Annotated in this window: 20 protein-coding genes; 3 read left to right on the top strand and 17 right to left on the bottom strand. The window is 53.6% G+C overall.

Translation table 11 applies throughout. The features are described from left to right. Positions 1-16: 16 nt before the first annotated feature. The 12 genes from LX87_RS08425 to LX87_RS08370 all read right to left on the bottom strand — a co-directional run bounded on the left by LX87_RS08425 (position 17) and on the right by LX87_RS08370 (position 22,849). Entirely contained in the window at positions 17-3,160 is a 3,144-nt protein-coding gene (locus LX87_RS08425; protein ID WP_170139330.1) for a putative Ig domain-containing protein, read from the bottom strand. 380 nt (positions 3,161-3,540) lie between these two features. Beyond that, positions 3,541-4,428, bottom strand: coding sequence for an FHA domain-containing protein (locus LX87_RS08420; RefSeq protein ID WP_111627777.1), 888 nt, complete (start codon positions 4,426-4,428; stop codon positions 3,541-3,543). Positions 4,429-4,444: 16 nt separating this feature from the next. Continuing rightward, positions 4,445-8,422, bottom strand: a complete 3,978-nt coding sequence (locus LX87_RS08415; RefSeq protein ID WP_111627776.1) for an FtsW/RodA/SpoVE family cell cycle protein — start codon at positions 8,420-8,422, stop codon at positions 4,445-4,447. Between the two features lie 26 nt (positions 8,423-8,448). Next, positions 8,449-9,750: a serine/threonine-protein kinase gene (locus LX87_RS08410; protein ID WP_111628329.1), complete on the bottom strand. Its 1,302-nt coding sequence runs from the start codon at positions 9,748-9,750 to the stop codon at positions 8,449-8,451. Between the two features lie 8 nt (positions 9,751-9,758). Continuing rightward, positions 9,759-11,375: a serine/threonine protein kinase gene (locus tag LX87_RS08405; RefSeq protein ID WP_111627775.1), complete on the bottom strand. Its 1,617-nt coding sequence runs from the start codon at positions 11,373-11,375 to the stop codon at positions 9,759-9,761. Beyond that, positions 11,375-12,811: a PP2C family protein-serine/threonine phosphatase gene (locus LX87_RS08400; RefSeq protein ID WP_111627774.1), complete on the bottom strand. Its 1,437-nt coding sequence runs from the start codon at positions 12,809-12,811 to the stop codon at positions 11,375-11,377. Before LX87_RS08400 ends, LX87_RS08405 begins: the two co-directional genes overlap by 1 nt. 161 nt (positions 12,812-12,972) lie before the next feature. Then, on the bottom strand, positions 12,973-13,983 hold the full coding sequence (locus LX87_RS08395) for an FHA domain-containing protein (protein WP_111627773.1): 1,011 nt from the start codon (positions 13,981-13,983) through the stop codon (positions 12,973-12,975). Positions 13,984-14,221: 238 nt separating this feature from the next. Further along, positions 14,222-14,845 carry a hypothetical protein gene (locus tag LX87_RS08390; protein ID WP_111627772.1) on the bottom strand — a complete coding sequence of 208 codons (624 nt, stop codon included), beginning with the start codon at positions 14,843-14,845 and terminating at the stop codon, positions 14,222-14,224. 160 nt (positions 14,846-15,005) lie between these two features. Continuing rightward, the gene (locus tag LX87_RS08385) at positions 15,006-16,805 is read right to left on the bottom strand and encodes a serine hydrolase domain-containing protein (protein ID WP_111627771.1); all 1,800 of its coding nucleotides are present in this window, start codon (positions 16,803-16,805) and stop codon (positions 15,006-15,008) included. A gap of 93 nt (positions 16,806-16,898) precedes the next feature. Next, a complete protein-coding gene (locus LX87_RS08380; RefSeq protein ID WP_111627770.1) occupies positions 16,899-17,756 on the bottom strand; it encodes a M23 family metallopeptidase in 858 nt (285 codons plus the stop codon). A gap of 216 nt (positions 17,757-17,972) precedes the next feature. Next, the gene (locus LX87_RS08375) at positions 17,973-22,316 is read right to left on the bottom strand and encodes a T9SS type A sorting domain-containing protein (RefSeq protein ID WP_111627769.1); all 4,344 of its coding nucleotides are present in this window, start codon (positions 22,314-22,316) and stop codon (positions 17,973-17,975) included. A gap of 299 nt (positions 22,317-22,615) precedes the next feature. Next, positions 22,616-22,849: a hypothetical protein gene (locus tag LX87_RS08370; RefSeq protein WP_146624448.1), complete on the bottom strand. Its 234-nt coding sequence runs from the start codon at positions 22,847-22,849 to the stop codon at positions 22,616-22,618. 37 nt (positions 22,850-22,886) lie between these two features. Between LX87_RS08370 and LX87_RS28770 the strand changes: the two genes are divergently transcribed. Genes LX87_RS28770 through LX87_RS08360 form a run of 3 tightly spaced genes read left to right on the top strand, consistent with a single transcriptional unit; the run spans position 22,887 to position 23,667 of the window. Then, complete coding sequence (locus LX87_RS28770) at positions 22,887-23,027, top strand: hypothetical protein (protein WP_170139329.1); 141 nt, start codon at positions 22,887-22,889, stop codon at positions 23,025-23,027. Further along, positions 23,012-23,281: a hypothetical protein gene (locus LX87_RS08365; RefSeq protein ID WP_146624447.1), complete on the top strand. Its 270-nt coding sequence runs from the start codon at positions 23,012-23,014 to the stop codon at positions 23,279-23,281. The genes LX87_RS28770 and LX87_RS08365 overlap by 16 nt, the downstream gene beginning before the upstream one ends. Before the next feature lie 29 nt (positions 23,282-23,310). After that, the gene (locus LX87_RS08360) at positions 23,311-23,667 is read left to right on the top strand and encodes a hypothetical protein (RefSeq protein ID WP_111627766.1); all 357 of its coding nucleotides are present in this window, start codon (positions 23,311-23,313) and stop codon (positions 23,665-23,667) included. 246 nt (positions 23,668-23,913) lie between these two features. On the opposite strand, the gene LX87_RS28530 is transcribed toward LX87_RS08360, so the two are convergent. The 5 genes from LX87_RS28530 to LX87_RS08345 form a co-directional block, all read right to left on the bottom strand. Continuing rightward, the gene (locus tag LX87_RS28530) at positions 23,914-24,267 is read right to left on the bottom strand and encodes a hypothetical protein (protein ID WP_170139328.1); all 354 of its coding nucleotides are present in this window, start codon (positions 24,265-24,267) and stop codon (positions 23,914-23,916) included. 188 nt (positions 24,268-24,455) lie between these two features. Next, positions 24,456-24,809, bottom strand: a complete 354-nt coding sequence (locus LX87_RS28525; protein WP_146624444.1) for a hypothetical protein — start codon at positions 24,807-24,809, stop codon at positions 24,456-24,458. Between the two features lie 120 nt (positions 24,810-24,929). Next, on the bottom strand, positions 24,930-25,271 hold the full coding sequence (locus LX87_RS08355) for a DUF6567 family protein (RefSeq protein WP_111627765.1): 342 nt from the start codon (positions 25,269-25,271) through the stop codon (positions 24,930-24,932). 114 nt (positions 25,272-25,385) lie between these two features. Further along, positions 25,386-25,661, bottom strand: a complete 276-nt coding sequence (locus LX87_RS29350) for an Imm27 family immunity protein (protein WP_111627764.1) — start codon at positions 25,659-25,661, stop codon at positions 25,386-25,388. 45 nt (positions 25,662-25,706) lie between these two features. After that, positions 25,707-26,198 carry a hypothetical protein gene (locus LX87_RS08345; RefSeq protein WP_111627763.1) on the bottom strand — a complete coding sequence of 164 codons (492 nt, stop codon included), beginning with the start codon at positions 26,196-26,198 and terminating at the stop codon, positions 25,707-25,709. Between the last annotated feature and the right edge of the window lie 247 nt (positions 26,199-26,445).

Here is a 26,445-nt window from a genome sequence, read left to right as displayed (position 1 = left end):
GGTCTGCGCAAACCGCCTACCGCACTTTTACCAGCTTGTACCGTTTGGCCTTCGGACCCGTGCCTACCTGTAGTATGTATACACCCGCTTCCAACTCGCTGCCCAGGTTAATGGCCTGGCCGGATTGTACATCGGCAAGCGGCATCACCGACCGCCCATACGAATCGTAAAGCGCCACCGGCACCGCACCCTGTTCTTCGGTCTGTATGGTTAAAGAATGAGAAAAAGGATTCGGATAATAGCGAATCGGCCGCTCGCCCTTTTCGAATATATCGTCCGGGTTCAGCGCATCAAAACGCAGCGAGGGGTCCCGGCTATCCGGGGCTGACAGCGCACTGGCACTTACCGCCGTTGCCACACCCGAACCGTTGAGGGCTACGGCGGTGCTTCCACCAGCGCCCGAATGCTGGATCGTTAATGTCGCGGTTTTACTGCCCGACGACAACGGTTTAAACTTAACCGTAATGGCTGCATTTTTACCGGGTGGTACCACAAACGGCAGCGTATACGGCGATTGAACCGTAAATTCCGTACTGCCCGAAACCGCAATCGATGAGAGCAGAATGGCCTGGTTGCCGCTGCTGTTGGAAACCGTAACGACGGCATTTTTGGTTGTATTGATCTGTACCTGTCCCAACGCGGCACTGGCCGGTGCGGTCAACTGGCTTTGTGCAACCGGCACTCCCGTTGGCGTTGTCGGGGCTGACTTGTAAAATACTTCCTGCGAAGAGAGCACCGGACTACCGCCCTGCGCACCGGATCCCGCCGTAATATAAATGGAGCCGTTATTGACAATCGCCTGGGTAGCATGGCGGCCTTGTTGCAGATCGGCGAGCCGACGCCAGACGCCCGTTGTAACGTTGAGGGCTTCGGTTTCCTTATGCGCCGTGGGCTGGGAACTTTCCCCGCCAATCACAATCACTTCATTGTCCAGCACCACCGTTGTCGTGCCTCCCCGCTGGGTCGGAATAGGGTTTGAGAGGGTAGACCACTGGCCCGTGGTAAAATCATAGACATCCACCTCCGGCACCGTCAGCGTAAACGTCTGACCGGTATTGTATGAACTGCGCCGACCACCTGCTGCGTATAACTTTGTGCCCACCACGGCGGCCTGGAAGTGGTCCCGGGCGTGGGGCGCATTCGGTAAAACTTTCCAGGTGTTTGTCGCCGGATCGTATTCGTCAAACCAGTTGACGTATCCCCCACTATGTCCTTTGGTATTGCCGCCAACCAGATAAAACTTGTTGTTGTACAGCGCCAATCCAACCGATCCGCGCAGCCGGGCTACCGGTATTTCGGGACCAACCAGCCATTTATTGGCTCTCGGATCATAAATGTAGATTTGGGGAACAGACGGTTCGGCGGGATAATTACCGGTCATCGCACCAATGGCATAGATAAGGCCATCGAGGGTAACGGCCTGGAAATGGTGTAAGTTAATCGGCGTAGCAGCCGCATTCACCCAGGTCCGGTTGACGGGATCATAAACCTGTACGGGTTTAATGCCACGCCCCCCCATCAGGTAAAACCGGTCTCCGGCCTGCACATAAGCCCCTTCCTGCCGGGCCGTTGGCTGTCCCGAAGTAGGCGCAATGGTCTGCCAGGTACCGATGCCCGTGCTGGTGCCAATGGTAATGATAAAGCTGTCACTGGCAGTTCCGCCTTTTCCATCACTGGCCGTCACTTTTACGGCAATACTGGCCGGGCTTCCTGCGGGTGGCGTTCCGCTGAAGGTGCGGGTGGCACTCGTGAAGGTCAGCCAGCCGGGCAGTGCCGTGTTATTGTCCAGCGTAGCCGAGTAGGAAAGAGCATCTCCATTGGCATCCGTAAAAGTCGATGCTCCGAAGCTAAACGAAAAAGCCGTGCCCACGCTTGTGCTCTGGTCGGGTATCGGTGTTGCCAGCGTCGGCGGCTGATTGCCCACCGGCTGATTCACGACGGAAAAATTGATGGTTAAGACCGGCCCGGCTGTGCCCGTCGCTCCGGACCCGGTATAAGGCGTTCCTTTTAAGGTATAACTGCCCAGAGTGGGCGTCCAGTTGTTATAATTGCCGTTGGAGTCACCAAACAGGGCATACGGCGCTCCGGTTTCGGTTTGCGTGCGGCTCTGCTGCCCACTCAGGACCATTTTGACACTTCCAATGAGGGACGGACTGGTATTGGCCCGGATGTTCAGATTGGAGGTTGGCAGCGTAGCCAGGTTAATCACTTCGTTGTTCGCCAGGGTACGGATTTCCTGATCCGTGGCCGCATTGATCAGCGTAAAATGGGTAATAGTCACGCCCGTCGTCGGCACGTCATTGACCACCAGTGTAAACGTTTTCTGATCACTGGCCTGTTTGCTGTCCGTAGCCCGCACGGTAATGGTATAACTGCCAGCGGCCTGAAAACCAGGGCTAAACGTCAGCACATTGTTGTTCAGGCTGGCAAATGAAGGCAGATTCGTGGCCGTTATGGTCACGGCATCCCCGTCGGCATCGGTGGCCGACAAAGGTACGTTTAACACACTGCCCTCGTTGACGGTTTTGTTGCCGATTGTCGCCAGCACCGGAGGGGTGTTGGCCGTGGTGGCCGGAGCAAATACCTCGATGGCCGAGATTTTGGGCTGGTTGGCCGAGGCCGAAAAGTCAATGTTCAGTGTACCATCACTAACACCCACTGTAAATGTTTTGACCACCGCCGTCATGCTGCCGACCTCCGCCAGAATATCGTAGTTGGCCAGTTCAACCGGCCCTCCTTCCAGGTTCGCACTAAATACCCGCTGACCCGGCCCACCCGCTTTTCCGCCGGTGGCTCCCCAGTAAATTTCGGCAAAGTGCAGTTTCACCGTATACTGACCACTGGTCGGAACCGGCATGGCAAACGTGAAACCCGCCAGGTTGGTTCCGGCGCTGTATTCGGTCAGGTAGATGGCATCGTTATCCGTGCCGGCAATGGCCGTTACCTTCGAGTTGGTGTACGGTTTGCCCCCCGAGAAGTACTGGCTGGCGCTCCAGGCCACCCCGTTCGTGGTCACTGCCGACCCACCGGCATTGATGCGGGCCAGCACCGGGCCCGGCTGCGATTGCAGAACAGCATGGCGTTCCGCCGTTGCTTTAGCAGACCAGCTTTTTGTATGGCTAAAGCAAACACAGCAGAAGAAAGAGAGCAGAAAAGCCACTGTCTGAGAAAAGAATGGTAAACATTTCCGGCGCATACACATTGGGCTTATGGATTAAATAACTCTGGAGTAATACTGCGTACAACAGCATAAAGTTATAACTGTTTACCGCATCATGGTCCAGAAAGCGGATTGTTCTTTTATACGGCCCACGAACACCCGCGTTCAAACCGCTACCTACAGAGCGGTTAGCACCCTTAAATCCGGCATATTTAAGACCCTGTATTATAGATATTTGTCAGAAGAAGCAATATGATTCAGGTCGATTTATCCGACCGAATTTATAATCAGGATTTCCGGCTGGCCAGCACCGGGAGATCGAAAACCGTCAGGTCTGCCTATTCCCGAAGGGGGGCATTCATAAAGTACCAGAAAACCGTTTACCGAAGCTCGAACAGCAGCGTCACCTCCCCTCCCAGTTCGATCTGGTCACCGTGCTGAAGCGGATACGTCACTCCCAGAATATCCGCCCGCTCGATGGTGTCGTCCGGGTGCATGATTTTGGTTTTGTTGCCGTTGGCGGGAAGGCCACCCGGATCGACCAGCAGCGCGTATTTCCGTTGCGCCGGATTGTACTGAATCGTTGCGTGCGCCCGGCTTACCGCCCCATTTCCGGCTCCTTTTTGCGGGTCAAAACCGGGGTCATCGTCGTTCAGAACCACAATGTCATTGATTCGGACCCGGCCCGACGCCGTCTGGGTGGAATGCCCCCGCCCAATGTGAAACAGGACCTTCTGAGCCGGATTGAGCCCGTACTCGTCCTGTTCGGTCTGACCCACTAACGTTTTAACCGTCGCCAGAACAACCGGCCCGTCGGACTTTTTCGGGTCCAGTACAACCAGGCCCAGGTTTCCTTCGCGGTATATACCGTTTGGCAACTGATCCTGGACGAACTCCACTTCAAAAATCCAGTCTTTCGCCAGTGTGATGTAATTGTCGGCTAACTGCCGACTGAGTTCGCTCCGGAATTTTTCGGGCTGGTTAACCCACAGCGCAACCCGAAATACATCCTCTTCTTCGGCGCTCTCACACAACACAAACAGCCGCAGGCCGATGGGTGCATTTTCGGGTTCATTCTGGTAGGCCCGCAACTTATCGATCACAAACCGGATGATCTGGTTGCGTCGCTGGGCGGCTGGCGGAGGTCCCGAGGCTTTCGGTTTGGGCGGAGTAGGCGCGGGCAAGCTTTGCTCCGGGGGAGTGTTCGACGGAGTGGAAGGCGCCGACGTGAAGCCAAACAGATTCTTAACGGTTTCCAGAATACCCATGATGTGTGACGGTTGATTAAAAACTTCCTAAATAACCCCGTTTTTGTAAGATCGGTGCCACAACGGTATTGGCCAGTTGCACGGCATCGGCCGACGAGTTTCCCAGTTCAATCCGGACGCAAACCACGGTTTTGGATCGCCGGTCGGGCGTGGGGGCAAAGAACACGTACCAGCCATCGTTGATTTTTTCGCCGAGCACAATCCGTTCGGGCGTTCCGGTTTTTCCGGCCACCCGAACCGCGCTGATCTTGCTGCGGCCTCCCCTCGGATTCGACTGCTCCACCATAAACTCTTCAAGCTGCCCAGCATACGCGGGCTGACCTACGGGTTCACCCGCCGGAATCGGCTGTGGTTTACCGGCCTGATTTAACACATACCGCGAAGGTTGCAAAACGCCCCGGTTGGCAATCGCTGCGGCCATCCGGGCCATAGACGCGGGCGTAGCCGTCAGTTGCCCCTGCCCCCAGGCCAAACCCGAAAACTCACTCCGGTAACGCCGGGGATAGCGGTTACTCTGGTACAATTGCCGACGGACTACGAAAGATGAATCCCGCCAGTGCTGGCGAATCTGCTTTTGCTCCGGCTCGGTATGTGTGTCCGTATACGAATAACCCCCGATTAAATCGACATTCATCCCCGTTTTCAGGTACAAATCGGCCAATTGATCGTCCAGCTTGTTATCGTTCGCCAGTCGAATAAAATACACGTTGCTCGACCGGACAATGGCCCGTTTCATGTCTACCGATTCCCCGCAGGGTTCCGACTCACGGACACCTCGCCGGATAATCTCCTGACAGGTAATGGGGTAACTGACGCCCGAAGCCGAAGCGCCCAGCTTGTTAAACGCGGCCATCGCCGTCAAAATCTTAGCCGTTGACCCCGGTGCCGTTGCATACGTCATGCCCAAATCCCGTTCGGTTACCAGATACGGTAATTTCAGCCGGTCCCGGTCACCCAGCAGCATGGGTTCGGGCGTTTTCAGGTTAGGAAGCGGGTGCAGCGCCGACGCCATGACATCGCCCGAAGCGGCATCCATGACCACGACCGAAAGCCGGTGATCACGGTAATCCGACGTGGCCAGAGCCTTCTGTAGCGCCACCTGCAATTCGGCATTGACGCTCAGTTGCAGATCCCGGTTTTTAGCCTTGCGCTCTTCCACCTCACGGCTGTCAATTCCGGCCCGCAGCGCCGGAGCCAGTTCCCGGTAGTCGTACACCGTCAGCGTCCGGGTTTGCTCCACCGGCTGACTGAACCGGTCGGCACGGTATTTTGTAGTCACGAGATCGGTTTTACGCGGGCGGCTGTTGAAACCGCGTAACTCACTGAAATGGGTGGCCTCGGCGTAGTACCCGTTGCTTTGCCCCCAGAACAGTTGCGTATTCAGGTCACCGACCCAGAAAAACAGGTGTTCTCCGAACGGATAATACCGTCGCAGTCGTTTCTGAACCAGCGTATTCACATCCTCTGATTTGAGGCCGCTTTGCCTCAGCTTCCCCGCCTGTTGAGCTACTACCTCCGGCTCGCTGGTCGCCAGGACCAGACCGTTGCGGTCATAAATGGTGCCCGAGGCCAGTTTGCGGGTCAGACGCTCGATGCGGGGGTTGTAGCTATACACCGGATCACCGAAGCGCGTCACCACCCGCACGGGTCGCACAATATACTCCTCTCCGCGCCAGCCAATCACCGGCAGCAACCGCCCGATCAGGATCACAACCCCGATCAGAAAGCCCGAAATTCCGGCCATCAGAACCGCATCGTAATGTTTTTCCAGATACTCCCGCTGAGCAAGCTGCCCGGGCCGGTGCGCCACACTGAAAACCGCCCCCATCGCGGTCAAGTTAAAGATAAGCGAAATCTTGCCGTAACTCAGAAATGGTACACTGATTCCCGTCAGCGGCAGCAGGCCAATGGAACCGCCCGCAATAATCAGAAACTGGACACCCGTGGCAATGGCTATACCGGCTACCAGAAAAAAGCTAAACGGCTGCCCCGCCCGCCGGGCCTGGAGGAAAACCCGGTGTAACAGAATGCCAAACAGCAGAAATACGGAAATAACGCCCAGACCACCTAACTCTTCGCCCACACTCGGCAGAATCATGTCGGTATGGGCTGCGGGCATGGCAGCCGCAAAGCCTTTGCCCAGTCCCTGCCCGGTCCAGCCGCCGGAAGCCAGGGTCCAGAAACCGTGCGCCAGGTGATCACCGCCGTACACATCGTTGTTCCAGGGACTCAGCCACATGGCTTTCCGGTCGGCCAGGCGGCTCCCGACGTAGGGCAGCAGATCACCGAAGGAAAACATCGCCATCACCAGCAGCAGCAGCACGGGGGCTTCTGTCAGTAAAGCCGCCCAACCCAGCCCCGTAGTCGAACGGGCATCACCCCGCCAGAACAGGTAGCCCAGCAGCACACCGAAACTAAGCAGCAAGGCCAGCCAGCCGGGCAGCAGCCAGAGAGCCAGGCTGTAGCCAACCCCCGTTGCCAGCGTAACCCCTAAATTTCCGCGGGCGATGCTGTAGAACAGCAGGAATGTAAAGCAAACGACAAGAGCCGGGCCCATATCACCCAACAGCAGGTACAGCAACATCAATAAACCGGCCCCCGCCAGCGCCCCAAAACTAACCGTAAACCGCCAGCGCAAATCGGGCAACTCCCGGATTTGCTGCTCGTTGGCCGCAAAGAAACCGGCAAAGAACAGCAGCAGCAGGTATTTGGTTATTTCGCTGGGCTGAAACGTCAGACCAAGCAGCGACAGGTTTACCCGAACGCCACTCCCCTCCGGCCCCGTACCGATGAGCAGAGTCAAAACCGCCAGGCCGATGGCCAGCACCAGCCAGGTCCAGCCCGAGAGCCGGACCGAAGAGCGATTCCGGAACGCAAACAGCCAGTCGAACCGCCAGTTGGCGTAAAAACGGCCAATGTTCAGTTGGGACAAAACCGTCATCCCGAGCAGGCCCATCGCAACACCCTGCAACGTTTGCCAGGCATAGAGCGTATCCTGCAAGGGGTCCTGAATTGCCAGCAGGGTCAGAACGGAAATGCCGGTCAATAGCATCAGCACCGCCAACAGCAGTGGGTCGGCCTGAAACCGTCGGAGCGCCCAGAAGCCCTGCACCGCCCAGAAGGAAAGAATAAATAAGCTGACAATGGTCCAGAATTGCCACGTAAAAGTCGCTGGCGTCCGAACCACCAGCGCCTGATCGGCTTTCAGTTGACCGTACACCACGGAGCCGATGAGCCGGAGCTGATGAGGCCGGGCCGAAAAGGAATAGGATTGATCGCCCGTTAGCTGACTCGTTCCCCGGCGGGTTCCGAATTCAAAACCGGGTTTGAGGGGAACTACACTGTAGGCTGAATCCGCTTTCAGGCCGGTAAACGAGAACTGTCCATTGGCGTCGGTACGGGTGTAGAAAAACCGGTCTTCCAGCGTATCCGGCTGGGCCGTGGGCGGGTGGCGTTTCAGTTGCACCAGCACACCGGGCATGGGCGCATCCTCCCGGGTCACGCGCCCCGAAATCGAACGGTTTCCACCACCGATGGCCAGTGTGGGCGCATAGGCTTTCGGACTTGTGCGCTCCCGGACGTACAGTACCGAGTCGAAACCCATCTGTTGCCGGGACAGTTGCAGCCGGTTTTGAAACTCGGCCCCGCCCACGGAACTGCGCCAGGGCAGCGGAGCGAATACCGAAAATTGCCGTTTGTTGATGGCTCCCAGATTTTCCGGTGCGCCATTCAGGGCCAGTTTAGCAGCCAGCGAATCAGCGACCAGCGCCCGATCCTTCTCGTCGGAGTAGTAATTACCCAGGGTGAGAAGCCGCTGGAGAGCCGCCGATTTGACGCCCGAGGTGAGCGTCAGGGCCCGCCCGCTGTCGAGCGCCTGCCGGGCCTGCTCCAGATTGGGCAGCAGGTTGACGTACAGCCGAATAAACAGCAAAAGCAACATAACCGTTGCCCCGGCCAGATACAACCGGCCGGACGAAACAGGAGCTGATTTCATTCGTTAGTGACTAGCTTAAAAAACCATTAGTTGGCGGTTCGGGTCGTATCCGTAACCATTTTCGTCGAATCCGGCGTCGAGACAGGTGGAGCAGGCGTCTGCTTTACCGTATCGGCAGGAGCCGCCCGGCTGGTGTCCGTTGCGGTAGAATCCACGGCGGGTTCCTCCTTCGGGGCCTCCTCCGTATCCGCTGAATCCGAATCAACCGGCATAAGCCCCGAATTCAGGGAATCCGCTGCCACCCCGGTCGAGTCCGCAGCCGAGCCAAAACCCGTCGTTGCCTGCTGGCTTCGGTAGAAAAAGTATACGCCAATCAGGGCAATGACCACAGCCGCCCCCAACGCCACCCACGACCAATTGACACCGGGGCGTCTTTCCTCCTCGTATTCATACGGCTCAAGCTCGGCGGGTGGAGCAACGGGGGCCGGAGCCATCATCGTCCGCTTCGGCGCCGGGGCCGACCGAACACCGGAGCGGCTGGCCTGCAACTGCTCCACATTCGCCTGTCCCAGCAGTAACCGCAATTCGTTGCCGTCGCTCAGGCGCTGGGCCGGATCTTTGGTCAACATCCAGTTGATGAGCGTTTCCAGGCTGGGCGGCAGATACGGTTCTGAAGTGATCAAAGCGGGCGGGTCGGTGCGCAGAACCTGATTCATAAAGGAAGCAATGCCCGCACTATCAGTCATGGCAAACGGCACCCGGCCCGCCAGGCACTCGTAAAGCACTACCCCCAGCGAGTAATAATCCGTTGAAACATCAACCCCCCGGGGATTGTCAAACTGCTCCGGCGATGCGTATTCGTAGGTCATCAGCGACTGCCCCGTCATGGTCTGGGTTTGTTCGCGCAGCCGGGCCACGCCAAAATCCGTCAGCAGAAAATGGTATTCCCCACTCGGCAGAAGCCGGTACAGAATATTTTCGGGCTTGATGTCACGGTGAATAATACCCTGTGGATGAATGGCTTTAAACGCTTCGGCCATTTGCAGTCCCAGCCGGATGGTTCCCGCAACGTCCAGATGGCCTTTTTCCTTCAGGAGCGTCCGCAAACTGCCCCCCTCCACCCATTCCATCACAATAAAAGGCATGGCCAGATCCAGCGCCACCTCCCGAACGCTAACCACGTTGGGGTGCCGGATGTTGGTCATCAGTTCGGATTCGAGCCGGAACCGCCGGAGCGTTTCGGCGTCGGTATTAAGCGCAAAGTGTTTGATGGCGACCAATTCACCCGATGCCAGGTGTCGGGCCTTGAGGACACGCGCGTTGGAGCGGCCTATTTCGCCGATGATTTCGTAGCCTGGAAAATGAGTGTTAACGCTTACAGTTGGCATGGGCCACATTAGTTTATCGAATCGATCGGTACCATATTCATCGCCGAATCCAGTTCCTTGGGCAAATCATATTTCAGAATCTTGCAGGTAACTCGCGTGCCCCGGTCGCTGGACGGAGCATTCCGAACGGGTGATGAATTGGGCTTCACGTTGTTAAAAAAAATCTTTTCCGTTTTATAAAGCCCGCCCTTGTCTTTGTAATAGCTAATCTGAACGGCAATGGACGGGAATGTAATGTCGCTGGGATTGTTAAGCTGCACCCGCACGTTTCGAATGCCGCCGAGCAGCCCCACGCTGTAGTCAGTGACCTCCGCATTCAGTGCCCTCGCAGCGGCCTGGGCTTGCGCCCGTAACTGCTCCCGCCGTTTGGCTTCAGCCTCCAGCCGTAGCCGCATCGTATCAACCGGCGGAACAGCCGACGTAACCGTATCCTCCTCAGCATCCGGCACGACGGCCTGGGCGGTTTCGGTTGACGAAGCGGTGGAGTCGGCGGTTGTCCGCACAGTTTCGGATGGCGGAGTTCCGGCGCCGGTTTCCGGTTTGGTAAAAGCGTAGTACAGCCCGGCGCCCGCCAGCAGGATGGCCCCAGCCAATACCGCCCATTTCCAGCCACCCCCGGATGATGGCCCCGGCGGTACGGGGGCGGGGGTCGGTGTTTCGGCGCGAACCTCGGACGGCAACGGAGCCGTCACGTTCGGCTTGGGCGCTTCCATATTCACGACCGGAACGTTCGGCGTGGGTACCGTGGTCCGGGGGGCATAACCCGTCCGGCTCACCTGTAGGTAATTCAGTTCAGCCTGCTTTAACTGCCACGTCAGCTCATCCGGATCACTTAAGCGCTCACTGGCCCTTTTTTGCAGTAAGTTCTGGAGCAATCCGGTAAACGGAATCAGCGTTTGGTCCTGGTTAGACACAATCAGGGCGGGGGGTGGATCGTTCAGCACTTTGTTCATGAACGTCACAATGCCCGAATGATCGGATAGCGCGAACGGAACGCTGCCGTGCAGGCATTCGTAAAGCACCACGCCCAGCGAGTAGTAATCTGTAGCGGTATTGACCGCTTTGGGATCGTTAAACTGCTCGGGCGACGCGTACTCGTAAGTCATCAGCGACTGTCCCGTGAGCGTACTCGATTGCTCGTGCAGCCGGGCCACACCAAAATCCGTCAGCAGAAAGTGCAGTTCGCCACTCGCCAGCGGTCGAAACAGGATGTTTTCCGGCTTGATGTCGCGGTGAACAATGCCCTGCGGGTGAATGGCCTTGAAGGCTTCGGCCATTTGCAGCCCCAGCCGGATGACCGTCGGAATGTTCAGCCGGTTCTGACCCGTAATGAGACTTTTCAGGCTCCCCCCCTCGATCAGTTCCATGACAATGTACGGCAATTCGGCTTCCAGTTGCACCTCCCGGACCTTCACAATATTGGGATGGGCGATGCTGGTCATAATGGCCGATTCCCGCTGAAACCGCCGGAGCGTTTCGGCGTCGGTATTGAGCGCAAAATGTTTGATGGCTACCAGATCGCCCGTGGCCAGGTGACGTGCCTTGAGAATGCGGGCGTTGCTGCGCCCCAATTCACTGAGCACTTCATAACCGGGGAAACGTGTATCAAATCGAATGGTAGCCATTAACGACGAGTGGGTTGGGTAGATTCAAGTAGGTTCTGGACAGAAACTCCCAGGACGGCGTTGCGGAACGTATCCTGCCGAACAGCCGCACTAACGGGAATTTCCACGTTACGAAAGTACACATTTGAAAGTTGTATCCGGGCTTCCTGCGTGGTCTCAATGCCTTTTTTGAAACCGCTGATCAGCATATTCTGGAGCTGCACGGGTCCCGACCGCGTGATTTGCAGGGCCACCTGCGCCCGGGCCGTGTCGGCGGGCAGCAACACCGTGAGCGGATTACCGCCCATAATTCGCTGTAACGAATCCGTCAGCACCAGCGGTTCCGTAAGCCGGAAGGTATCCGCCGGAAGCGTCAACTGATGGTTGGGGCTCCGGTGGGCCTGCTGCACCAGCGAATCCAGCCGCGCATCCGATTCGGCTACCAGCGTGTCGGGTTGTGGGGTGACGGTGTTCAAACTATCTACCCTTGCCTCCTGGTGTACGCTGGAAGGCTGGTATTGGTACCACCAGATTCCGGCCCCGGCCCCGATGAGCAACAGGAACAGCAAAATCCATAAGCCAGACGCTCCCCGTTTGGCCGGTTTCGGGTCGGCCGGAACGGTTTTTTCTGTAGCCCTGACGGGCGGAACCGGTTGGGTTACGGTATGGACGGTTTTGTCCGTTACGGCGCTGGCCGGACTAGCGGGCGTGCTGTTCTGGGCCAGAACGACGGTAATGTTATCCTTGCCGCCCTGCTGATTGGCCACCCGGATCAATTCGGTGGCCTGCGCATCGAGCGGCAGCTTGCGCCCCAGCACCGCCCGGATTTGAGCCTGCGTAATCATATCCGTCAGGCCGTCGCTGCACAGCAGCAGCACGTCGCCCGGTTCAAAATCGGTTTCGCCCGACTCCAGAAAATCCCGATCATCGACCCGGTGCGGCAGGGAACCCACATCGCGCAGAATCTCGTTCCGGCGCGGGTGCTGCATAGCTTCAGCTTCGGTCAGTTCGTTGGCGTCCTCCCGAATCCCGACCAGCGAATGATCGCGGGTTATTTTTTCGAGAACGCCCCCGCGAAACCGGTACATCCGGGTATCGCCCACGTGCACATAATACACTTTCCGCAACCGGCTATCGGCCACGGCGGTAGTCAATACGCAGGCCATCTGTGCCAGTTGTGGCGTCTGCTGCCGTTCCTGGTTGATCTGGTTGTTGGCAAAAACCACGGCTTCCCGCAGCATGGAAAGCGGGTCGCCGTTGGGTGTGGCCATGTATTTTTCGATGGACTCCCGGGCAATGGCCGCGGCCCGGTCGCCCCCGGCATAACCGCCCACACCGTCAATGGCCGCCAGCAAAACGCTGTCGTCCGACCAGATCGGTGTGCAGATAAAGGTATCCTGATTATCCTGTCGGCGCTGGCCAACATCGGTCTTTCCGGCGATTAGTAACGAACTCATTTTAGCTAAGAAACGGGTTTAACACATTGAATTGCCTTTAAAAAGCAACTCGCAGAAACGATTGTTGTTTCCTTACCGGGGCAAATCCTGAAAATGCCGGATCACCAGAAAGGCGACAAACAGAAGCAGTAAAATGACAAGCAGGGCGTCGATCATGGCACTTATAAACGGCTTTGAAAGTGTAAGGTAACCATGCTGTTGAGCAGAATCTGGGCCTTGTCCGGGAGTGTATGCCACTGCGGATTGGCAGGCTCACTGCGGGGGATAAGCTGCTCGTTGACCCGGGTTTCGTTGCGGCTGAACGAAGCAATCTGAAAAGCCTGTAACGTGTCGTTGTAGCGAATCCGGGCGTGGGGGTTGGACACGTACGCCGATTCGACCAGCAGGTAATTCGGGAAATGCTGGTTGTCGATTTCCTTGCGGGCCACCACAATCTCCCGGTCGCGCATCTGATACACCGCTTCTTTGTTCAATTCGGCAATGTAATAATCAATCTGGGCCAGTCCGGCATGGGTGTTAATGCTTCGGGGCACATCCGGCGCGTTTCGACTGTTGGCCGAAGCAGCGGGCGCGGGTTTAGCGGGGGGCGCAACGGGTTCAAAGGCAAACTTGACCACAAAAGCGCCCGGTTCGCGGAAGTCGATGTGCTGAAAGGTATGCGGATCAACGTCCATTTTCTCATACCGGTTCGTTTGCTTGACCCGGCGCGTCACCTTCACGCTTTCCTGCGACTGGACCGGATTATTGCCCGGCAGAATGCCCGTCAGTGCCCCCACCACTTTCACATCTTCCGGATTGACGGTTTCCCCGCCAAATTCCCGACCACCGCCAAACTTAAAATACCAGCTTGAAGCCACGGGCGCAATATGCTTAAACTGCTCTTTCTGCGATTTAATGATGGTGTGGAAGGTATTCACCGCTTCATTGACAATCACCGGAAAGGCATTTTCGCGTTCCTCGTAGACATCCGGGTGCAGGATTATCAGGAAGTGTGCATTGAACAACATACTGGAGCCGACCGACTCCCGGGGAATCGATTCCTCGAACGAAGCCACCAGTTCGTTCAGAATCTGGGTGTTGGTTGCCTTGGTATCGACAGGGATTTGGGGCCGACTCGCGGGAACCAAAAAGTTACTTAATTTACTTAACCAGCCGGTGGGTTGATCTGCCATGTGTGAACGCCATTGGGATGATTCCTGCCTTTTTTAACGAAAATTTCACGGTTTTTCGTTTGACACCCGCAAAGATGTTACTTGACGGCGCTTACAAGTTATACGCGCGGTACTTTTCCGATGTTATCCAAAGCAGGATGTTGTTACGTAGAGAAACAAACCCCAAAAATAAAGGTTCTTTTTGGCAACCTGGGCGGACGGTATTCTTTCTTACAATCGTAAACTCATTTCCAAAGTGTTACAAAACCACCGTATGGTCGATAAAAGCCGTCAGCATCCGCAGCATATCGGATTTAAATTTTGCAAACCGGAATTTTTTCAGATAAGCCGTCTGGCGACGGTTTAGTTCGTCCGGTGGGGTATTCCAGAAATAGGTATCGTAGCAATAATCAAAAAACAACCGGATCTGGGGCATTCGGTGCAGTCTGACCAGGAAATCGTCGTCCAGCGGGTAGGCATAATCGCCAAATAAATTGATAAAATTGATCAGTTCATTCGTCAGATTCGGATTGTTCAGAATCTGTTCCTGCCGCAGGTTGCTCTGTAAAATGGAGCCCATGTAATCCAGATCATAAACGGTATAGGGCGTAAAATCCGTGAGCGAGCGGACCCAGGCCGTCAGGTTGTCTGCATCAAATAGCCGTGCTCCTCCCTGAGTAATACAGGGCGCAATCTGCTCGCCCGCGGTAAACAGCAGAATACGCTGCTCGTGGTCAAGCAAAAGCTGGTCCTCCTGCTCCGGATCGCTCATATCCGTTCCCCATATGCCGTAATAGAGAGTCCCATTCAGGCGTAGCTGAATGAGGTATTTCCGGTAAACCTCGCTCTGGTCATGCGTAGTGGAGGTAGTAGAAGTGGCCATCGTTTCCGGGCGGATAAGTGCGGCTCCGGTCTGCCAACTGGCCGAACCAGACGCCTGGTGTAAATGTAACGCTATCCTGAACGAATTTACGAATGATATTTCGTAAACGGATGGCGGTCCGTTGTAAACCAATAAACCGGAAACGGTTACGCAGGCGGTTTCAGTTACCCGCCAGAACGGCTTCGTAGAACTTGTCCAGCGCAAGGCTCCGCAGGTTCAGGGCGGGTTTACCGTACGTTTTCCCATCATCCGGATACACCCGGTTGGTCAGGCAGATGTAGACCATATTATACTGGGGATCGACCCAGACGTAGGTGCCCGTATAACCGCTATGGCCGTAGGCCTGGGCCGACGGATACGGTTTGGTAAGGGGCTTCGTGGCGCGGGCAAAACCGTATCCCCGGCCGCTTGCCGCCGACTGCTCCGACGTAAACAGCGTAACCGTCGCGGGTTCGATGTATCTGATGCCACCGTATGTTCCCTTGTTCAGGTACATCTGGTACAGAATGGCCAGATCGTTGGCATTACCGAAAAGTCCGGCATGGCCTTCGACGCCCCCGGCCATAGCCGCGCCCGGATCATTGACATAGCCCTGCACGCGCATGTTCCGAAACCAGTTATCGTTTTCGGTTGTGGGCACAATGCGCGAACGGGGAAACCGGTGGCGAGGCAGAAAACCGGTGGCCTGTAACCCCAGCGGCCGGTATAGTTCGTTCAGAACAAAGTCGTCCAGTTTTTGATGCGAAGCGGTTTCAATAACTTCCTTCATCATGTACATGCTAACGTCACTGTACACAAACCGCCCCCGGGTTTCTACCTTCGATTTCAGGGTTACCGGCCACATCACCTCCTCGAAATAATTTTTCCGCAGAAAATAACGATCCGCTACTTTGGTCGGGAAGTCAGCAGAGGAGTCGGCGCTCAAATCCAGCGGTTTCAGTTGCTCATAAAACTTAATATAGGGCGTAAAACCGGCTTCGTGGAGCAGGGCCTCGCGGACGGTCAGGGTCGCTTTATCGGGAATCAGGCGGGTTTGGGCCACGTACCGGCTGATGAGCGCGTTCAGATCGACCCGTTTCTGATCCACCAGCCGCATGATGGCCGGTGTGGTGGCGCTGACTTTCGTGACCGAGGCCAGGTCAAAAATGTCGTCCAGTTTGGTGACTTCTTCTTTCGAATAGGTGTGATGGCCGTAGGCTTTGTGAAAGATCACCTGTCCGTCTTTGGCCAGCAGGATAACCGCTCCGGGCGTAACGTGCCGGGCAATACTGATCTTTACCAGCGAATCAATGGCCGTCAATCGGTCGCTGTTCACCGCAACGGCTTCCGGAACCGAATACCCCAGCCGCGTTTTTTGGGTGGTGAATCCGCTGCCCTGCTTAAACTGTTTGCTGTAAGTGGCCGGTAGTCGGCTGGAGCACCCTATTCCTCCAAAGATTACCTGGGCCGCAGCCGAAGCCCCTTCCGCCGTGTTAACCGGCGACCAGATAACGGGCACCGTCAAGGGGTCGAGAAAAGCCAGGTTTTTGCCGCTGCCGGTCAAAACCACCAGCACCCGGTTGGTGGCCTGTTGTTCTTTGATAAAATTCAGCAGACCGGGACTGAAGGGCGACGAATCCGATAGGGTAATCAGAATCAGGTTATACAATTTCAGCCGGTCATGGAGGGCAAAAAAAGCCGAATCGTCCGGTGCCGGACCCGGCGAAAAACCCGTAGCCGGAGCATAGTTTGACGCAATGCTATCAAAAACCGCCGGGAAACCATAGCCGCAATGAACGCTGGCAATCCGGACCTCCCGGAGATCTGACAGGGGAACCAACCCGGATTGATTATTGAGCAGAACAAGCTGCTTCTCAGCCTCTTTGATGGCCGCCAGGGTACGCAGATTCCCGGTATGATTTTGGGCAAAAACAAGGCTGCCCGTCAGCAGCCACAGCAGACTCCACCAATACACTTTCATAGGCTGGCAAGAAAGGAAATAGCCGCTGAAAATTCAATGCCGGGCTGCATAAATGTTGCTTTCAGCCGTCGGTTGTCCACCCGCGTTCCGGGGTTATTTCACCTCCGGCAGATCAGCCGGGTCGATCAGCAGAAAACCGGGATTGATGCAGGCACCGTGCCAGCGAACACCAAAATGCAGGTGCGGTCCCGTCACCCGGCCGGTCTGTCCGACCCGCCCGATTTCCTGCCCTTTTTCGACCGTCTGGTTGGGCTTCACCGAGAAGCTTTTCAGGTGAAAATACTCCGAAATCAAGCCATTCCCGTGGTCAATATAAACGGCATTGCCGCTGTAAAACTGATTGGCCGCCAGCACCACCCGGCCATTGGCCACACTTAGCACGGATTTGCTCTCGGCGAGCGGATAATCCTGGCCGGTATGCCGGTCGCGGGCCTGGCCGTTAAAGGTGCGGCAGGCGCCAAAATTTCCTTCTCCCTTTGGCAGCGGATTGGCCGGTTTTCCGATGGGCAGGTCAAAAACAGCCGGTCGAACACGGGTCTGGTAGCCGATCAGCGGTTTCACCTCGGCGGCTTCGCGGGCAGCTCTTTTCTGATTCTCGGGCGAAACGTTGATGTACTCTTTCTTTGGGAAATCGGGAAAATCTTCCGGTCGGCAGGGTTTTTCGGTGACAATTAACTGGGCCGTTTCGAGTTTGCCCCCGGTTGTCCGGCGGGAAATGGTATAACTACCGGCTTTCATCTCCATGTCAATCGGGTAATAGCAGGTGCCATTGACCGCTGGCCAGGCCCTTTTTTCCAGACTGCACCGGCGGCAGTTGCCCGCCCACCGGCCCACCTCACCCTGCGCCACCCGTACGGTTTTTGGGGCTGCCGCCGAAGGTGTCGGGGAAGTCTGAAAAGCCGACAAACCAAGCAAGCTACTGACTGCGAACACATTTAGAAAAGGATTCATGGTCTGCAAACGTTTGCGTTTCCGTTACAACCCAACTTGAGGGACCACTGTTTTCGCGAACGTTACGTCCTGCTCCTTTTCCGGTTCTCTACCTTCTAAAGCCGCTGCGGGCTGCAACACCCTTTACACGGTTATCGGTATAAAAGCCGTCGTTCTGACCCTAAAAATGGCCTGTGGAGACACAGGCCATTCCAGTAGCAATACCATCAACACGGTTTAATTTCGGATCAGCCGATATGTGCTCCGCTGCTGATTGACTTCTACCGACAACAGGTACGTGCCCGCCGGAAGGGATGCCAGACTCAGCCAGGTGGGAGCCGTTTTGACCTGTTTGGCCAGCAACGTTCTGCCGCTCAGATCCGTTACCTGAAGTGTCATAAATCTGGGTGCCGACGGCAGATTAATATGCACCTGATCGCGGGTTGGATTGGGGCCGACGCTGACGCGCAGGGCCGGATCAACCGCCGTCAGTAATTCAACCTTCACCGAAGACGGAGTCCCAACGACGCCGTTGCCACATAGGGCATTGCCCACGCTGATCAGCGTGTACAGGTTTGACTCTATGGGTGGAATAATAAGCAGCGGATTGCTTGTAGCGGCACCATAAAACGTACCGGGATTGCCGCTGATGGTATAATACCACGGTCCCGGCCCCTCAAAACGGAGCGTCAGGCTGACAGGCTGTCCGGGCTGGCGAACCACACTTGCCGAATCAAAAGCCGCCCTGACGCGCTGATAAATCTGGAAGGGATTGGGTCCGGCTCCGCTGCTGGTATTGGCATCGCTGGCCGTCACGCGCCACCGGTAGCCTCCGCCAGCGGGTAGATCATCGGGCAGCGTAACCTGCAACGGGCTGACCGTGGAGGAGGATGGCAGCGTACTGACCAGATGCCCCGTGGAGTCAAGGAGCTGCACCTGAAACTGATTTGTAGCGCTGAACGTCCCGCTGGTGGTGTACGGAACCGACACCTGCTCACCGGTACAGAACTGCCACTTGGCGGCATCTGCGGTATTGACACTCCGCTCCTGTTTGGGGTTCACCGTCACCGTGGCCGATCCGCGGGCCTGCCCTGCTCCGCAGACTCCCGAGACGGTCTTTATCGTGTAGGTTGTGGTCTGGGTTGGATTTACGGCCAAAGACGTCGGTTGAGAGCCGACCATAAGCACCCGGCCGCTCGTTCCGTCGGAAAGTTGGTAGGTAACCTGTTCGCCCTGATACACATCATTATTCGCTTCATTACGCAGGGAAAGGTAAACAGATTGCCCGGCGTTGATGGTAGTCGAACCGGTCAACGTGACACGGGGCGGTGTCTTTATGGACAATTGAACAGGCGACGAAGCCAACAGAGACGTCGTGCTGGCCTGTAGGTTGATCTGATAACTTCCGGCAGATAAATCCGTAGGCAGACTGAACCGTAGCTGCCCAATCAGGCCGGTTGGCTGTCCCAGGTCGCGAATCAACTTTCCCTGATTATCTCTCAATTGAATGGTCAGTTTAGTACCTGCATCAAAATCACCCAGAGCCCGGTACGACACGGTTATCGTTTCACCGGCACACGCATCCGAACGGTATTGCGGATTAACGCGCTCGATGAACAGCATCGGTTGTACCCGAACACTCGCTTCGCCAGAAACTTGGCCGTAGCCACACGCGTTGGTAACGGCTCTAATGGAATAGGTTGTTGCCCGGGTTGGTGTAAGAGCGAGCGTGTAGAGGGAGTAATAATATTGCCCCACCGTGTTGTCGCTAAACAAGACATTCCAGGGGGCCGTACCGGTTAAGGATACTGTGGGCCGAAACGTCTCACCGGGGTTAATAATAGAAGCTCCGTTTGCCGGAGAGCGCAGGATGGCGCTGGGCAGTTGCTGCACCTTAACAACCACAGGCTCAGTCCGGGCTTCGGTTCCTTTTGCCACAATACGCAGCCAGTAAAAGCCAGCCTCCAGACTGGTCGGGAACTGAGCTACCAGCGGACTGCCGGTGCCGGTGACCAGATCGCTATACACAGAATCTTTCTGGGAAGCCAGCTGCAAGGCAAAGATTGTTCCCGCCGGGGGCGTGACATCTGTCAAAAACGGAATGTTTAAGCTACCGGCTTCGCAAACCGCATAGGAATAATTCTGCCCGTTCTCATACTGCAGCACGGGGACCGGCATACTGATGCGGAACGGAACAACCGTAAAGGTAGCCTCGCCGTCAATTGTGCCGAGGCCGCACACATTGGAAATGCCCACCAGCCGGTAGGTAGTTGTCTGGAGCGGTTTCAGACCCCGCTGGCTCGCTGGCCATTCGGAGCCTTCGTACGTATAATTCCGGGTTCCGTCGGTATAGGTCAGGGAGTAGGGTCCTGTCCAAGCGGGTGAGTTAACTTCAATCGGCAAGGTCACGGTTTCGCCGGGCAGAATGCTGCGAGGCAATACGGCTTTGCTTTCAGCCATCGTATACGGACTGTAGTACGATCGTTGAATGTTCGCCCGGAGCCGGTAGCCCGTGAGCGCATCTTCCTCATTACTAACGACTACCGGATTCGTGGAAATGATGCGAATTTTTGAAGAAGACGGCACTTTGATACGGATCGGGCTTTGGGTGCCGCTCCCCACCGCGTCCCCATTGGTCCAGTAGCCGTAGCCCAGACTATTGTTGCTGGCCTGCACCCGAAATTCGTTCCCTGGCAGAAACTCTCCGGTTGTTTCAAACGTGACCGTAATGCTGTCCGTTTCGCAATGGTATTCAGTCATCGGACGGAGGTAAATCTGGGCCGGAGTCGATTTTTTAACGGTAACCGTTGCCATCGCTCCGGGGTTTTCCAGGGTTCCGCAGGTATTGGCAACGGACCGGACGGTAAAGGTTGTGTTCGTAAAAACCGTGGCTGTAACGTTAGGCCATCCTAATTCTGTGGTATAATCCCGCACGCCGTCGTTCGAGATGATCCGGTATGGACCTCCCCCGTTGGTTTCCATGTATAAACTAACAACACCCGGCTCTTCCAGCATCAGGTTCCGGGAGTAGTCGTTGAAACGGGCAAAGGTCGGCTTGCTATTGACCTGCAAATTCCACCGACTATTGGGCAGACTACGCAGGGAGGGCACTGTCGTCTGAAGGGTTACACTGTAGTACCGGGATTCGCTGCTGGTGCCGGGTTCCATCGCCGGAATTTCAAACGTCAGATAGTCATCGCTCTCTCGCCGGACCGGTATAGGGTTGCTGGTCCAAGCGTTGTTCATACCCGTCAGAATAACCGAAAATTGCGTATTGCTACTCAGTTCCGCGTTGGTGCTGAATTTGATCCGGACCGTCTCACCTTCGCAAAATGGCTTCAGAATGCCAGGAATTGAGTCGATGGCAATGCCCGGTTTCACATGCACAGCGGTACTGGTGGGAGGTATTTCGCTGCTGGAACATCCCGACTCAAACCGTTCAATGCGGTAGGTTGTTGATTTTTTAGGATAAACATTGGTGCTGTACCCACTCGAGGTTGGAGTGTATGCCATGGTGCCATTGTTCAATGTCGCATAAAAGGGTTCCTGACCTTGAAATTTTACATTCAGATTGACCCATTCTCCATATTCAATCGTTGTGCTGGGCGTTGTGAGTTCAGCCGTTGCCCGCGGGCGCAGTTCCACGTAGACCTGGTTTGAATAACCGACAGTAACCGGGTCAGTGGTGACAACGGCTACACTAAAAAAGGCATTGCCGTTCGCGCCGTTGGAGAGCGTCTCGGGGATAACAGCCTGGAGCAGACCGTTTTCTTCTTTCGCATCGAGCGTGTGAACAACGGGATTGGTAGGCTGATCGGAATAACGGCTGTATTCCGTAAGCCTGATTTTAAAGCGGTTGGATGCTCCGAACGTACCGTGAGTCCTGGAATAGGATACGGTTAATATACCCCCGCGGCAAATGACAGCGGGCGTTGCGGATACGGTACGCAGTGAAACCGGATTTACGGTCAGGGTCACCTCGCCACTGGCCTTGCCCATGCCGCATCCATTCTGGACTGATACCAGCCGAACAGTACCGCTGGTCGAGGCATAAAATGGAATGGTCCCGTTGTTCTCACCACCGTAGTACGAGAGGGCGACCCGGGAACTATCCGACAGAGTGGCTGTTACGGGACCTGTCCCAGTGGCTTCATACTTTAGCCAAAAAGGCTCGGTGCGGTTTGACACGGCGGGTGTTACTCCGGTAAGCCTGACCTCAGCGGGCACGATAATTTCCGCACTACCGACCCACTCACTCTCCAGCGCCGGGGCGGTACTGATGACTCGGAAAGCAAGCCATCGGTTGTTGCCCTGGATCAGCGAAGCCGGAACCTGAAACGTCAGGACATTTCCCGACTGGGTAAATGGAAGGCTGGTATACTGATCGCTGTAATTGTTGCGGATTTGCAGCGAGAGTTTGTTCGTTGCCTCAAAAGTTGCGTTTGTCGTTAATGTCAGCGAAACAGGCGTTGCGGTACAGATGGAGTTCGGAGGGTAACTCAGCGTGAGGTTTTGGGAGTAGCTGTATAGAGACTGAACAAGTAAAAAACAGGCAATTAAAACACGGTAAAGTTTCTTCATACAGGCACGGTGGTAACAATTGTACAAAGAAACAAATGTTAATTTGAAGGAGATAATTTTTTGAGTAGAAACTTCAATAGAAACGATCCGACATCTATAACATAAAATACAGAAGCATACATTATATATGCCAGTATATCAGCATTTTAAGACGAATATTACCCAATTTAAAGACTAAGGATATTTAGTTATCGGTTTTACAAGCAAAAGGTTGTGCTAAGATCCGGCCGCAGCTCCTGACATGAAAGAGCATCCACTCCGGGAGTTTTACAGATCGCTGGTGGACCACTGAGTTGTATTTAACCCGGCTCAAGCAGATTGACAAGGCCCTGCCCCATGTCCGCAAATACCGCTGGACCAGCTTCCTTCCTCCAAAGCTTTACTTCTCGCTCGAATATTACCAACAGCAAAAACAAAATGGGCAAAAAGGCTCCTTCTGGTTTTCCTACGAATGGCTCCAGCAGGATGTAAAACAGGCGCAACAGCTTGATATAAAGACCGCGCTCTGCAAAAGCACTGTACAGCCTGATCAACGAACGAGCTCCCCAGGGCCTGAAAGGCGGCAAGCAAATGAACTGCATCGAGCTCTACACCTACTGGCGCAATCGAATTTGCAAACTGGGCGATGCCAGCCTGATAGATCGTTTCGATGCCGCCGTGGCCACAACAACCCAATTTCCGAAACAAAACGATAAGTGGCTATATCTCTAACCAAACAGCAGTATGACGATATGATTCGTCTGAAAGCCTGGATTCGCCACACCGATGGCTCTATCAATCAAACCGTGGGAGTGTTCAAATGGCACACCGAAGGCCAGTGGATGACTGGCATCCGGGCATTTTTAAATAAAGTGGTTAATAATTACCGGGGTGGCAAGATCCATGAAATTCGGTTTTTCGATAAAGAACAAGGGGGCGCATGGGTAGCTACCTGGTCGAATGGTACCTTTACTGACCATAAGTGATAAAGGTTAAAAGCTGAAACCGCTAATTCATGAAGATTTCATTATACCCCGGAGAATTTTTTGGAATGGTTGAATTTCTCAGATTCCGAGTGGAAAGTGCCCTACCCTTATCCATGCAGGAACGGACCATTTATGATCAAGTCCTGATTGAGTACTGGGAGAAAGGCAACATCACCAGAAACGCTGTTGCCTGGGGCCTGCGTAACATTCGTCAACGCTACCGCATTCCCATACCGATTAGCGTCATGCGAATCTTGCATCAGGAGATGCAGCACCATGATCTGTCCGTTTATGGCCAGGCTTTTCTGGCCCGGCTAGATCAGGAGCTTGTCAACAATTCGGATCGCCAATACCAGGTTATCCGAGGCAAAACCCGAATCAAATAAACCCGTGATAAATAACAGGCTTGAGCTTACAAGATAGTCGTGCTTAACACAAGTCAAGAAATCCCGCCGGGTTGCCGGTGCAATCAATTAACACACGTTTGCTGGACGCAGATTTCTTGACCGCCCGGCGGCCCGGCGGCATTCTTTACTGAATACGCTCTCTTGAAGAATTGATGAGTTTCTTGACTAGAAACCCCTCGTTTTATGGACGTTTTTAAAGTAAGCTTAGATCCTTAAGAACCGTCGTTACTGCTTTACGCTCTTAATAAGAGATCGAGTAATTCTATTATTATTTGTGTAGAAAAGAAGAACCCCATTCTTCGCTTGAGGCCCGTATTTAGCTTTTAGATCATTTACATTATTTGCTTTATCATCTGGCATTAGGATATAAAGCTTTCCATATTTTGATGATATCTGAGGTGGTTGCGATTTAGTGCCCGGTGGGATAATAACATCGTCAATAACTAAAACGGGCGGATTCGTCTTCCAAGAACTTGAAATTGACGGAGCAGCCGGAGCCACATCATGCATTTTCGAGCTACAGCCCGATAGAAACCCCGCAATGATTGTCACCACAAGAAAAGCCGAGATAGTTTTCATCGATTTCATAAAAAGAATTGAAGGTGAAATACAGAAGGAGATATTCCAAACAACGCTTGACAATGAATGACTTATATAGCCATTGGAAATTATTTATTAAGGAAGTATTTGGAATACAGACCCTAAATAAATCTCTATTGATTTTAGTCCAACAAACCTTCGTATGATAACCCCTCGTTTTATGGACTTTATTCCTTTATAATTTGAGTGGGTACAAGTAGAGGAATAGGAAGAGCCAAGGTCTTTGCTCCGGGAGGAATACAACTCGCTTTTAGTTGCCCACTAATTGTATAGTTGAATTTTGCAGTATCAGGCTGCCAATTTGGGTCTAACAAAGTGTCTTCACAAAGTCGGAAGGAATTAAGAGCTTGATCTTTTTGAGGGATCTTATATACAAAAGATCTACCCCCAACATAAGATGCTTTTACATTGGTAAGTACTTGATAGGCTTTACCATCGCATCTGCAATCGGGCGTGATGTCTTTTTTTGTACATGATAGCAAAGAAGCTACTATCAATATGGTGAAAGTTGAAGATTTCATCGTGTTAAGGATTTAATCTTCAAGATCCACAAAGGATTGAATACGTTGTAATTCGAATGAATCTTAAGCAGTTATGGCCGGTCTAAAAAACCTGCGTATGATAACCCCTCGTTTGGCAACCTATCTATTAAACTCTATCACATCGGCTGTCACTGTACACCTCTGTACAATGACAAAGAAAACAAGAGAGGTTTTAAAATCGACAGCCACATTAGCCAGGGCTTGACGATCAGTTACTCCCGCTTTTTGAACAAGGTCTTTCTTCGCTTCTGCGACCAAAGCGGTCTTCATCAGCCCACCAAATCCCAAGATTTTTGTGGTTTTTGAGCTACCTGAAACACTTTGCTGGGTAACACGAAAGTTGGGCTGGCTTAAACTAGCGCTACCTGTCATGACGCCCGAGTGGAATGCACACGAAGAAAAACACAGCGAGAGGAGAAGAAAAAAAGCAAGGTATTTCATACTTGTTGTTGTTTAAGAGCTAGACTACTAAAGCTATTCAGATAGGCAGTATACTATATAAAGTATGAAAATATGAGTCAAGAAAACCTCCGTTTTCCATACCCTTACCCTATACTAGTTCCTGAAATTTGAATTTCCTAAACTGGTTATTTTAAGTTGGGGGGGACCTCCTCCTTGTATTTCACTGTGAGGATAGGTTAACTCCCAATAGCGGTTATCTTCTGGATCTTTATAGAGCTTGCTCCATCCACTTTCATCTTGTCCGATCTCGATTAAATAGTTCTCTATAAGCCATTCTATTCTCTCACTTACAGAATCACTTATTATTGACCCACAACTAAGTATCCATTGACCAGTCAGTATTGTCTCTTCAGAGCTTAATTTTCTCATATCATTGGTAAAGTGTCCACCTAAGTCGTTCACGACTTAAGGAACCTATTTGAGCGGAGTCACTGATACCAGGTGGCAATCTTTCATAGTAGGAAAATGGTTATAACCTATGTATTCGCCAAATAAGATAACAGATGTGTTCTCCGATAGTATGGATAGTTTTTCTCGATCTATATTATTAGTTAAATGGCATAGAATCAGTTCAGTGTTATACTTTTGGTGGGCTCTTAATTGAACATATTCTAGCCGGTCCTTCCACTCTTTATCTGGTATTTTGATTCTTCCTTTGATATAAAATTTTTTACCCTTTAGCATACGCTGGGCCTCCTTTTCCTTGTCTAGAGCTAAACTATGGAGATAATACTCAAATAGATCAGTCGCCTGGATCGTATCCCGGCTTGAAATTCGGAGTGTTTTTTTAGATGATGCCTTCTCAGCTTTTGATGCTTGTTTCTTGGCGTCACAACTTATCAAGCCAATGGAAAGGATAAGAAGAAACCAGATTGTTTCTTTCGGTAACAGGATATTAGCTATCATAGCTCGATAAAAGATGGTGATAGTTCTATTTACATTTTGTATACAATTTCAATACGCTATGCATCAACACGTTAAAGACAATTCTAATGGCAATTCTCCTTACCTATTCAGGTGAAAAACTTTTTATGTGGTGTGTTAATCACAACTTCAGCAAATAATATATTTAATCTTTCCGAGTAGGATCACTAATTACCGCTGGGCACTAGAAAGCTTCCATTTGCCATCTAGGGTTTGATTACCTTCTGTT

Source organism: Larkinella arboricola (genome assembly GCF_003259745.1).
Taxonomy (GTDB): Bacteria; Bacteroidota; Bacteroidia; order Cytophagales; family Spirosomataceae; genus Larkinella; species Larkinella arboricola.
The sequence above is the reverse complement of the archived record's forward strand: the minus strand, read 5'-3'. Positions and strand labels throughout refer to the sequence as shown.